General features: G+C 76.1%; 6 protein-coding genes. 2 read left to right on the top strand and 4 right to left on the bottom strand.

Annotated features, from left to right (window positions below; translation table 11 throughout):
* Nucleotides 1-979 precede the first annotated feature (979 nt).
* Nucleotides 980-2,956, top strand: a complete 1,977-nt coding sequence (locus AC2RP6_RS00600; protein ID WP_486444342.1) for a PIG-L family deacetylase — start codon at nucleotides 980-982, stop codon at nucleotides 2,954-2,956.
* Nucleotides 2,957-4,742: 1,786 nt separating this feature from the next.
* Here the strand turns inward: AC2RP6_RS00600 and AC2RP6_RS00595 are convergent.
* The gene (locus AC2RP6_RS00595; RefSeq protein WP_486444341.1) at nucleotides 4,743-6,158 is read right to left on the bottom strand and encodes a glycoside hydrolase family 15 protein; all 1,416 of its coding nucleotides are present in this window, start codon (nucleotides 6,156-6,158) and stop codon (nucleotides 4,743-4,745) included.
* A gap of 580 nt (nucleotides 6,159-6,738) precedes the next feature.
* Between AC2RP6_RS00595 and AC2RP6_RS00590 the strand changes: the two genes are divergently transcribed.
* Nucleotides 6,739-8,328 (top strand): DUF6056 family protein, encoded by a 1,590-nt coding sequence (locus tag AC2RP6_RS00590; protein WP_486444340.1) that lies wholly within the window; start codon nucleotides 6,739-6,741, stop codon nucleotides 8,326-8,328.
* 1,028 nt (nucleotides 8,329-9,356) lie between these two features.
* Here the strand turns inward: AC2RP6_RS00590 and AC2RP6_RS00585 are convergent.
* The 3 genes from AC2RP6_RS00585 to AC2RP6_RS00575 all read right to left on the bottom strand — a co-directional run bounded on the left by AC2RP6_RS00585 (nucleotide 9,357) and on the right by AC2RP6_RS00575 (nucleotide 11,552).
* A complete protein-coding gene (locus AC2RP6_RS00585; RefSeq protein WP_486444339.1) occupies nucleotides 9,357-9,923 on the bottom strand; it encodes a GNAT family N-acetyltransferase in 567 nt (188 codons plus the stop codon).
* Between the two features lie 159 nt (nucleotides 9,924-10,082).
* Nucleotides 10,083-10,298 carry a hypothetical protein gene (locus AC2RP6_RS00580; protein ID WP_486444338.1) on the bottom strand — a complete coding sequence of 72 codons (216 nt, stop codon included), beginning with the start codon at nucleotides 10,296-10,298 and terminating at the stop codon, nucleotides 10,083-10,085.
* Between the two features lie 246 nt (nucleotides 10,299-10,544).
* On the bottom strand, nucleotides 10,545-11,552 hold the full coding sequence (locus AC2RP6_RS00575; RefSeq protein WP_486444351.1) for an MsnO8 family LLM class oxidoreductase: 1,008 nt from the start codon (nucleotides 11,550-11,552) through the stop codon (nucleotides 10,545-10,547).
* Nucleotides 11,553-11,833 lie beyond the last annotated feature (281 nt).

Here is an 11,833-nt window from a genome sequence, read left to right as displayed (position 1 = left end):
GTCTTGGTCCGGCCGGGGGGTTTCGTCGGCGTCGGTGGTGTCTGGTGTGCCGGTTTCCCGTCCGTCTGGTCTGTCATTGCACGGCTGGTCTGGCGTGGGGGTGTGGGAGGCCTCACCGTCCGTCCCGCCGCTGTCCGCGGCTGGTCGCGGTTGTCCGCGGCTGTCCGCGGCTGGTCGTTGTCCGGCCGGCCTGTGGCGTGGTGTGGCCTGCCCGGGTGGGGTGTGCCGGACGTGGTGGGGTGTGCCGGCGGTGGGGGGAGATGGCGGTTCTGTCAGGCAGGAAACCCGCGGAAGTCAGCAGAAGGCGGCGGAAGTCGCTGGAAGTCGGCCGCCCCATGCCCCGCCTCCGCCCTCGTCCACGCCTTGCCCGCGCCCCGCCCCCCCCCCCCCCCCCTCCCCCCCCCCCCCCCGTGTTTGCCCCGTCCTCGCCCGCGCCCTACTCCGCGCCCCATCCCCGCCCCGTCTCCTCCCCCCGCCTTACCCCGTGTCCCGTCTCCGCCCCGTTACGCCCCACCCCGCGCCCCTGCCTTGGCTTGCCGGTGTGACGTGTGCCATGTGGGTCTGACCGGTCCTGTCCCGCCCATTCAGCATCAAATGGGTACAAGTCGTGCATTTGTCGCATTCAACTGGTTTGGTTTCATATGGGGGTTGAGGGTGTGTCAGGGGAGGACCGGCGGGGCATAATCGGCTCCGGTCGTCTCCGGTAGAGGGAAAGGTGTGCTGCTCCCGGCGGGGCACCACCAGCCCCCTGTTTGCACCCCCCCTTCTTTTTTTGGGGGGGGTTTTCGTACCGGACCGATCTTCAAGGCGCCCGTAGATGTCTCTGGCCCGCCGCACCCGCCCCGCGGCCGTGCTCGCTGCTCTGACCGTTGCTGCCGCTGGTGTGACGACCTGGGCCCACGGTTACGGTGCCGCTCCGGTAACGGCTGCCGCTGCCCGGGCCGCCCAGTTGCCGTCGAGTGTGACGCGGGGCACGGTCGTGCAGGTCGTCGCTCACCCCGACGACGACCTGTTCTTCATGAATCCCGACCTGAGCCGTTCCATATCCACCGGGGTGAAGGTCACCACCGTCTACCTCACCGCGGGGGAGTCCGACGGCCGTAACGAAGCCCACAGCCCCCATCTGCAGGACCCCGCCCGTCCCGCCGATCACGCCGCTTACGCCGAAGCCCGCCAGAACGGCATACGTGCCGCCTACGCCGAGATGGCCACCGGCCGGCGTACCAGCGCCTGGCAGCGTACGTCGCTGCCCACGGCCGGCGGTGGCAGCGCCGAGGTCGATGTCCTCCTGGCCCGGCCCGAGGTCAACCTCGTATGGATGCAGATGCGTGAAGCCCGCAGCATCTCCGGGGACAATCCCGACAGTCTGCGCGGCCTGTGGGACGGCAAAGTCCCCGCGCTCGGCTCCCAGCTCGCCTCCGGTACCCCCGTGCAGGCTCCTTTCACCTACACCCGTGACCAGGCCGTCCAGGCCATCGCGGGCATCCTGGCCCTCTACCGGCCCACCACCATCCGCACCCAGGACCCCACCCCGGGCCGTACCCAGCCCGCCGGCGCGTTCGCCGACCACCAGGACCACCTGTACGGGGCCCGTTTCGTGCAGGCCGCCACCGCACGTTACGCGGCCACCACCGGCCGGCCCCACTTCACGGTCCAGAACTACGTCAGCTACCCCAACAGCTCCCTGCCGCCCACCCTGGATGCGAAAGCCGCCGAGGAAAAACTCGGCTACCTCAAGACCTACGCCTGGAGCGACCACCAGGACTGGTGCGGCAGTCCCGCCGGCTGCGGCGACCGCAAGACCGCCACCCGCCCCACCGGCGCCGGTTGGAACCAGACCATCCGCTACAGCCGCGGTGAGAGCACCAGCTGGCTGACCGAGGGCACCGCGGGCAGCCTCCACGCCTTCGCCGTCCTCGACGGACAGATGGCCCACTGGTCCCGCCCCGCCCCCGACGCCGACTGGCAGGGCCCCCGCTTCCTGCCCGCCACCGCCCCCGGCACCACCCTCGACGCCGGCGCCACCACCGTGCGCCTGCCCGACGGACGCATCGCCGTCCTCGCCACCCGCACCACCCTGGCCCCCACCCCGCAGGACTACCGGCGCGAGACCGTCTACGCCCTCCAGAGCGCCCCCGGCGCCGGCTTCGCCGCCTGGCAGAGTCTGGGCACCCCCGACACCGGCGACCTCGCCGCCGCCTCCGCGATCGGCGCCCCCACCGCCGCCGCCGACCCCGCCGGCCGTATCACCGTCTACCAACGCGACTCCCGCCGCACCCTGCGCGCCCGTACCCAGAGCGCCCCCGGCGCCGGCTTCGGCCCCTGGCACGACCTCGGCGGCGCCGCCCTCCAGGGCGACCCCGTCACCGCCACCGACCACACCGGCCGCCGCCACCTCTACGCCGCCACCGACCGTACCGTCCTGGCCTGGACCCAGCCCGCCCCCGGCGCCCCCCTCGCCGGCCCCTTCCCCACCGGCCTGCCCGCCACCACCGGCGTCCTGTCCGCCACCCCCCAAGGCGACGGCATACGCCTGTCCTTCCGCACCCCCGGCACCGGCACCGTCACCACCACCCAGGCCACCGCCACCGGCGCGGCCCCCGTCCTCACACCGCCCGCCCCCACCGGCGGCGACGGCGGCTACGGAGCCGTCGCCACCACCGGCGCCCTCCTCGCCGGCCGCGCCGCCACCGGCACCGCCGCCGTCACCCTCCCCGCCACCACCCCCGCCTGGCACGAATCCCAGATGCTCTACACCGGCGCCCCCTCCGCCGTGACCGCCCCCGACGGCAGCGGCCTGACCGCCGCCCTCGGCCTGGACGCCGACCTCCACACCACCACCACACCCCCACCCACCCCCAGCCCGGCACCCGTTCCCGCCGGACCGGCCCCCACCACCCCCTGGCACCGGGCCGTACCCCCCACCGCCCTCGCCCAGGCCGCCCGCCCCCACTGAAAACACCCACCCCCGACCAGCAACCTCCGGCCCCCACACCCTCCCGCTCCCGCAGGGGCAGCAGTTCACAGCCAACCCCACCCCCCGCGGCCGAAGCCCCACCCCGAACCCCGCGCCTCAATCACCGGCCGGGGGGCTGGATGCGCCGGCCCGGTGGCTGCGCGGGGTGCGGGGTGGCTTCCGCCGGTGTGCCAGAGGCCCGGCCCGGGCCCGAGCCGCCGGGACCCCGCCCCGGACCCCGCGCCGGTGCTGCCGGGGCTCGGCCCCGGCCCCCGCGCCTCAATCGCCGGCAGGCCTGGACGTGCCCGGTGGCTGCGTGGGGGTGTGGGGCGGCTTCCGCCGGGGTTGGCAGAAGGTGACCTGGGCCGGTCCCGCCGGGGCCCCGCCCCGGACCCCGCGCCTCAATCGCCGGCGAGGCTGGATGTGCCAGGTGGCTGCGTGGGGGGCTTCCGCCGGGTGGCAGAGGGTGGCCCGGGCCGGTGTGCTGGGGCTCGGCCCCGGACCCCGCGCCCTCCCGCTCCCGCGGGCGCAGCAGTTCACAGACAGCCCCAGCGGCCGCGGCCGGAGCCCCGCCCCGAACCCCGCGCCTCGAACGCCGGTGGGGTCAAATGTGCCGGCCCGGTGGCTGCGTGGGGTGCGGGGTGGCTTCCGCCGGTGTGGCAGAGGCCCGGCCCGGGCCTGTGTGCTGGGGGCTTGGCCCTGGACCCCACACCCTTCCGCTCCCGCGGGGCAGCAGTTCGCATACGGCCCCGGCCAGCGCCCCGCCCCGAACCCCGGGCCTCAATCGCCGGCGGGGCTGGGTATAGCGGCCGCGGCCGGAGCCCCGCCTCGAACCCCGGGCCTCAATCGCCGGCGGGGTCAAATGTGCCGGCCCGGTGGCTGCGTGGGGTGCGGGGTGGCTTCCGCCGGTGTGGCAGAGGCCCGGCCCGGGCCTGTGTACTGGGGCTCGGCCCCGGACCCCGCGCCCTTCCGCTCCCGCGGGGCAGCAGTTCGCATACGGCCCCGGTCGGGGCTCCGCCCCGGGCCTCAATCGTCGGCGGGGCTGGGTATGCGGCTTGGTGGCTGCGTGGGGGTGTGGGGTGGCTTCCGTCGGGGGAGGGGGCTCAGCCTGGGCCGGTGCTGCCGGTGCTGCCGGTGCTGCCGGCGCCCCGCCCCGGACCCGGGCCTCAATCGCTGGCGGGGCTGGATGTGCCCGGTGGCTGCGTGGGGTGGTGCCCCGCAGGAGTGTCTCCTCGGCGTCCCGTCCTTCTCGGCTGTGCTGTGCCCCGGGGGGCGTCCTTGCGGGGACACTCCGCCGTGCTCCCGCCCCGCCGTACGGCCGCGAAGCCCGCCTGTCGCGGGGAGCGGGGACGGTGAGGGGTGTCCCCGCAGGACGAGCGCGCAACCCCCGGCCCACGACCGTGATGGCCCGCGCGCGCCGAGCCGAGGAGACACCCCTCGGCGGCCCCGCGCACCAGCCTCCGCCGCACTCGTACCCCGGTCCGCAAAACCGGTACGGCCCCGGACTGCTCCCCCCCGCCGGCACAGGAGACCCTGCCCCGACGTCCCGACGTCCCGACGTCCCGACGTCCCGACGTCCCGACGTCCCGACGTCCCGACGTCCCGACGTCCCGACGTCCCGACGTCCCGACGTCCCGACGTCCCGACGTCCCGACGCCCCGACGCAGCGCGGGAGTGGTATCCCCGCACCCCCGCCGGCACGGCACCGGCCCCCGCCGCAACGCCGCACACCCGCAACGCAGGACCGCAACCGCCCCCGCTACGGCCCCCCCCGCTACGTCCCCCGTTACGGCCGTGCCGGTTCCGGTGCGGGTGCGGGTGCGGGTGGTGGTGTGGGCAGGCCGCCGTCCTCGAGCGCCACCAGCGACAGCAGCACGATCGACCCCGTCCACGCCAGCGGCGCCACCGACGCCGCCCGCCCCGCCCGGTCCACCTTCTCCGGCAGCTCACCGAGCACGTTCCGTTTCGCCAGCACCCACTCCAGCACCGGCCCCGCCAGCGCCGGCCGCCCCGAGGCCGCCCACGCCAGCGCGAAGAACGCCGTACTGGGCGTCCACGCCGTCGCCCCCCACGGCGCCCCCGGGTCATCACCCGGCGTCAGCCCCCCGTTGGGCAGACGCAACGCCCGCCACGTCGCCTCCAACGCCGCCGCCACCCCCACGCCCGCACTGTTGAAAGGCGGCGCCATGAACGCCACCGCACTGTCCCGCCCGTGCCGCCCGTCCACCGTGCGCTGATAACCCAGCGGGAAGAACCGCTTCGCGATCCCCGCCGACAGCCGCCGCGCCGCCCCCGCCCACCGCGCCGCGTCCCCCGGCCGCCCCGCCTCCCGCGCCAGATCCGCCGAGGCATTGAGCCCGGCCAGCAGCGGCGCGGCCGTACCGATGTTCGCACTCGACGTCATCAGCTCCCAGTAGTCCGGAGACGCCGGAGGCAGCCCGTCCGCCCCCAGCGACCGCACCGCACGGTCGGCCGCCCCGGCCACCATCGGATACAGCGTCATCAGCCTCGCCCGCCGCCCCTGGACCGGCGCCGCCCGGTACCACTGCCACACCGCCCACGGCACCCACCCGTTCGCATCGAGCTGCCACCGCCTGCCGTCCGGCGGCCCCGAACCGTCCAGCTTCGTACGCGCCTCCCAGCTGCCGTCCCCCCGCTGCGTGGCAGCACTGTGCCGCAGGATCCGGAACGCCTCCGCGTCATGCCCGGTGTGCGCGAACGCCGCACACGCGAAACTCGAATCCCGCGGCCAGGAATACATCCAGCCCGGACTCCACCCCGCCGCCATCGCCCCGTTGGGCCGCAGCAGCGCCCGCATCGCCAGCAGCGCCCGCCCGGCCGCCGCCCGCTCACCCGCCGACCGGCCCGGAACCCGCCCCGACGCCAGCCACGCCCGGCTCTGCCCGATCTGGCGCACCGCCCCCGCATCACCGGCCGCGACCACCACCGACACCGTCCGCCCCGCCGGCAGGTACAACCACCGCCCCGACGCCAGCCGCAGCACATTGCTGCCCTCCACATACCGCGCCCCGGACGCCCGCGCCGACGAAACCCCCTCCGCGGCCGTCACATTGGACAACACCCCCACCGCCGGGGCGGTGAACCCCGACAGCGGCGCATGACCACCCGCACCGCACACCGGAACCGCCGCACCGGCCAGCACCGCCGTGGCCACCGCCCAGCAACCCAGGACAACGGGCACCGCCACTCCCTCCGCCGCACCGCGTACGCGCGGACGCTGACCCCCACTCATCCTCGAAGACCCCCGCCCGCCCCGCCAAGCAGACCCCGCCGCCCGAGTGACCCCGCCCCGCCCCCTCACCCCCACACACCCCCGACCCGCCGACCGCCGGCCCGCCCCCACCACGCCGGCCCGCCCCACCGCGTCGGCCCGGGCCACGCCACCCCGCCCCCCGCCCCTGGTCCGGTCCCACCGCCGGTCCGGCCCGCGCCGGCCCGGCCACGCCCCCCCCCGGCCTCGGGTCCCGCCCCACGCCACCCCCGCCCCGCCGCCGGTCCCGCCCCCTACCGCCGGCCGGCCACACCCACCCGGGCCCCACCCGGGCCCCGCCCGGGATGCCACCCGGCCCCCACCCGGGATGCCACCCGGGCCCCGCCCGGGATGCCGCCCCCGACGAACCGTGCACATCATGGGTGTTCGCGGGCCGTGCGATCACCACAGCCGGCCAGGGCGCACCGGCCGCCCCGGCCCCGGCCGGCGGCCCCGGCCCGACCGGCGGCCCCGCCCGCGCAGGCCGCGAACACGTGGGAAAGGGTGGCCCATGAGCACCACGGCGGCCGAGGACGAGGACCTCGTGACCCCCTGCCCACCGACCCGCCGCACCACCGGCGGCCCCCGCCACCTCCTGCGCACCCTCCTGATCACCGCCGCGGCCACCCTCACCGCCACCGCAGGAGCCCTCGTCGCCGTCGGATGCTTCCTCGGCCTCTACATCCGCCCCACCTCCGACGACTGGTGCGCCGCCTGGAAAACCCGCGACCTGGGAGTCCTCGGCATCACCGCCGACTTCTACACCACCCAGAACGGCCGCATCACCAACGCCTTCCTCAGCGGCCTCCTCTACGGCGGCGGACCGGCCGGCCCCAAAATCCTCCCCACCCTCATCACCGTCTGCCTCACCGCCGCCCTCGTCCTCCTCGGCCGCCGCCTCCTGCACGCCCTCGGCCGCACCCCGCCCCTGCTCGCCCTGACCGCCTGCGCCCTCGCCCTCCAGGCACTCCTCTACTACGCCGGCACCCGCAGCTACCAGGTCCTGCTGTGGGCCCCCGCCACCATCTCCCACACCATCCCCTCCGTCATCGGCCTGTGGGCCCTCCTGCTGGCCCTGGCCACCACCGGCCACCCCCGCCCCGCCGTCCGCACCGCAGGCCTGGCCGGCGCCCTCCTGACCGGCTTCGCCCTCGGCACCCTCAGCGAACCCTTCGCCCTCGTCAGCGCACTCCTCGCCGCCCTGACCGCCCTGCTGTGCCTGCCCCGCCTGCGCCTGGCCGCCACCTGGCGCCCCTTCACCTGGTGCCTGCTGTGGTGCACCGGCCTCGCCCTCGGCCTCGCCGTCCTCTACACCTCCCCCGGCGCCCGCTGGCGCCGCGCCCAGCAACCCGAGAAACCCCCGCTGCTGTCCCCGGACGAACTGCGCGCCACCTTCGAGGACTGGCTGCGCATGTGGGACACCGTCACCAACCAGTGGGCCTACCTCGCCGCCGCGGCCGCCGGCCTCCTGCTGGGCCTGACCGCCACCCTGCGCACCCCCCGAACCCGCCGCCCCACACCCACACCCACACCCGCGCCCGTGTCCGCGCGCGTGGCGGCCGGCGGCATGACGGCCGGGACCGGCGCCGGACGCACGACCCGGGCCGCCCTGCTGCTCCTGCCGCTGCCCGTGGTGATCCTGGGCTCCTTCGCCGTGGCCGCAGGCCTGCGCAGCGGATACGGCCCCACCGGCTGGACCTACGCCCGGACCTGGACGAGTTTCCTGCTGCCCATGGAACTGGCCCTGTGCGGCTACGGCATCCTGCTGGGCACCTGGGCCGGCTCCCGCCCGGCCGTCCGCCGCCCCGCCACCGCCGCGGCCGCCACCACCGCAGCCCTCGGCCTGACCCTCACCGCGATGGCCTCACTCGTCCCGCACCTGCAACAGCTCACCACCACCACGGTGGCCCGCTCCGCCGCCTGGGACGCCCAGAACACCCGCATCCGCGCCGAAGCAGCACGCGGCGCCACCGACATCGGCTACCGCCCCCTGCACATCGCCAGCCTCGCCGAACCCTTCTTCACCGCCGACTACGACCGCGACTGGGTCGCCGCCTGCGTCTCCCGCTGGTACCGCATCGACCGCATCCACCCCCGCTGAACCCCACGCGCCTGCCCGCGCCAGGTCGTGTCGTCACAGTCCCGTCTGCCCGATGGAGCCTGGCACGCACGCACGCACGCCGTCGTCGCTCACCAACGCACCCGCGCCGATTCCCTCCCCGCCTTGCGACCGCACGCACCAGGCCCCACCGGCCCCGCCCTTCAGGCAGCCAACGCCCCTTCAACGACACCCCCGACCCCCGATGGCCCGCGCCTAGCCCCGCACTTTCCCGGCCTGAGCCACGCGCTTGCCGGCGTCGAGCCCCGAGCGGTCGTCGTGCTGTTCGGCTCGGGCGTCGACGCGAGCCTGATCACGGACGGCTGGCCGGACGGCGGAACCCCGGGGGCACGGACCCCGCGCCCGGCGCCAAACCACATCTCCGCCTGTCCGAGGGTGCGCGCGCCTGGGCCTCGATGGCCCGCGCCGAGTCCGCGCTCCGGGACCTGCGATGGCCGCGCCGAGCCCCGCCCCAGCCCCGCGATAGCCCGCGCCTGAGCCGCACGTCTGCGTCCTTCGGCCCACCGCGCTCCCGGCCCCGGGCGGACGCCCCCGCGCCCGGTGCCGCGAGCGGGCCGCCCCGCGCGGACCACCACCGGCCACACCCTCCAAAGCACCGGCTACATCATCGGGCCCGGCCTCGGCCCCCGGCCCTCAGCCTCCAGCCCCCGGCCCCAGCCCCCGCCCCCGGCCACGGGCCCGCCCCGTTGTCCTTGCGTGAACGGGGCCCGCTGCGCAAGCGCGTCGGCCTCCCCTCCGCCGCCCGCCCCGGCCGTTCTCACGCCCGGGCCGGCCTGCCGGGTCCCCGGCCTCGCCCCCGCCGTCCTCGTGCTCGGGCCCGGCCCCCGGCCACGGGCCGGCCCCGTCGTCCTCGTGCCGGTCCTCCCCGGCACCGAACGGGGCCCGCCGCGCAAGCGCCTCGGCCTCCCTTCCGCCGCCCACCCCGGGCGTGCCCGGGCCGGCCCGCCCAGCACCCCGGCTCACCCCGGGCGGGCTCGTGCCCGGGCCGGCCCGTCCGGCACCCGGTTGTCTCACCCGCGCCGTGCCCTGGCCCGGGCCGGCCGGGGGCCGGGGTCGGTCGCCAGCCGCGCGTGCAGCTCGACGTCGTAGCGGACACCCCCGTACGCGAGCCTGCGCCGCTGGACCCCCTCGACGGCGAAGCCCGCGGCCCGGGCCACCGCGCACGACGCCGGATTGTCCACCCGGTGGCCCAGCTCCAGCCGGAACAGCCCGGCGTCCTCGAACGCCCAGGCCGCCACCGCACGGCAGCCGCCCGAGGCGACACCCCGCCCCCGGGCCGCCGCGGTCGTCCAGTACGACACCCAGCCGGTGCCGTGCCGCCGCTCGACGGAGCCGACCGCCACATGCCCCAGCACCCCGTCCGCCCCGTCGACGACCGCGAACGCGTACCCCGACCCCGCCTCCCACTCCTGCGCCCTGGCCGCCAGCCAGCGCCGCGCCGCCGCCGGCGTCACGACCGGCTCGGCGGCCTGCCGCGACATCACCGGCTCGGCGAAAGCCGCCAGTACCGCCCCGGCATCCGCCGGCGCCCAACGCCGCAGCCGCAGCCCCCGGGACACTTCCAGTCGATCACGCACCCGCGCAGTCTTCCCCGCCCCCGCACCACCCGGCCACCCGATATCCCCACCAGCACCCCGGCACCCCACCCCCGGCACCCGGCCAGGCCCGCGCGGGCCCACCGCCGGGGGCCGGGCCCCCGCCGGGGCCGGGCCCGCCGCCGGGTGCCGGCGGCCGGGTCAGGACTCGCGGTCCATCACCCGGCGGGCGGCCTCGGCCTCCGCCGCCGGCGGCGAGAGCTCATCGAGGGTGTCCAGCTCGTCGTCCGAGCCCAGCTCCTCCTCCCACGCCGCCGCCAGCCGCTCCTGCTCCTCCCGCGGCCTGCCCGCCACCGCCTCCCGCCGGTGCGGCTCCAGAGCCGCGAGGAAACGCCCGACCGCGTCATCCGTCGCCATGCCGTACTCCTTCTCACCGTGGAACGGGAAAACAAGGGCGGCGCCGGCCCCGGCGCCGCGCCCGGCCCAGCATCCGCGAACCGGACCCCGCCACCGCCCCGACACGGCACGCCGCCACCCGAATGCACCCGCCCCCGCCCCGCCACCCCTTCGCACGCACCCGCGAAAACGCCTCCGGCATACGAGAACCCCCCTACGCCCCGACGCCTCGACGCCTCGACGCCCCACGCCCTACGCCCCGGCGGCTTACGCCACCACCGCACCGGAACCCGAACCCGCCGACGCCCCCCAGTACTTCCTGACCAGCTCATAGGAACCGATCCGCTCACCCAGGTCGTAGACGGGCGTGGCCAGCATCAACTCCTGCGCCCCCGTCTCCCCGGCCAGCTGCGCCAGCCGCCCCACCACCGCCTCGGGAGCACCCACCGCCTGCTGCGCACGGAACGCCTCCAGCGCCTGCCGCTCCTGCGGCGTGAAGGGATGGACGGCCGCCTGCGCGGGCGTCGGGAACGGCGCCTGGCTCAGCCCCTTCAGCAGCCCGGCCTTGACCACGTTCATCGGCCCCGCCCGCCACACGGCCTCCTCCTGCGTCGGCGCGCACACCGTCTCCACGCACAGCATCACCCGGGGCTGCTCGCACCACCGGGACGCGGTGAACGCCGCCCGGTAACCCTCCACCGCCGCAAGGGTGTTGTCCGGCCGGATGTGGTGCGCGATCGCGACCGGCAGACCCAGGGACGCGGCCAGAGCCGCCCCCGCAGTACTGGAAGCCAGCAGCCACGGCTCCGGCAGCGGCCCGAGCGCCACCTCCTCCACCAGGAACGACAGGACCGCGGCCACGTCCTGCCGGTACTCCTCCTCCGTCGCCGGACCCGCCCCGCGGCGCAACGCCCGCGCGATGCCCTCGTCGAACGTGCCCGGACCCCGGCCGATCCCCAGGTCGACCCGGTCCTCGTGCAGGGCGGCCAGCGTCCCGAACTGCTCCGCCACCATCAAAGGCGCATGGTTGGGCGCCAGCACCCCACCCGACCCCAGACGGATCACCGACGTCGAAGCGGCGGCATGCGCCGTCAGCACCACCGGCGGGAACGCGCCGATCGCGGGGGAGTGGTGATGCTCCGCGTACCACAGACGCCGGTAACCCAGCCGCTCCATTCCCTGCGCGAAGGCCGCGGTGTCCCGCAGGGTGTCCACGGCGCGGGTGCCCGTCTGCACCATCGCGACTTCCAGCGCTGAAAGAGGTATGTCGAGCATCCCGTCAGCATAGGGATCACGCCGCCCCCCAACCCCGCCGATGATCGTTTTCACGCCACCGCGGGACAGACCAGGCGAGCAGCCCCTGCGGAACCACCGGCTTTCCGGCTAACCCGTATCCGCGAAAACGTCAAGCCCCGAATTCGCGGAACGTGACCGCCGCCGCCCCCGAAGTGCTTACTGGTGATGCGCCTCACCGGCAAGGAAACGAGGTCGCAGACAAGGGCGGAAACAATTCCACCCCGTCATGAAGGCCCCGAATTCCCGGAACCCGTACAAGG

This window comes from Streptomyces sp. WAC03905 (assembly GCF_057371075.1).
The sequence above is the reverse complement of the archived record's forward strand: the minus strand, read 5'-3'. Positions and strand labels throughout refer to the sequence as shown.

What these genes read in the sequence shown, in the direction of transcription:
- AC2RP6_RS00590 (WP_486444340.1), top strand. Translation starts at nt 6,739, where the DNA reads ATGAGCACCACGGCGGCCGAGGACGAGGACCTCGTGACCCCCTGCCCA.
- AC2RP6_RS00580 (WP_486444338.1), bottom strand. Translation starts at nt 10,298, where the DNA reads ATGGCGACGGATGACGCGGTCGGGCGTTTCCTCGCGGCTCTGGAGCCG.
- AC2RP6_RS00575 (WP_486444351.1), bottom strand. Translation starts at nt 11,552, where the DNA reads ATGCTCGACATACCTCTTTCAGCGCTGGAAGTCGCGATGGTGCAGACG.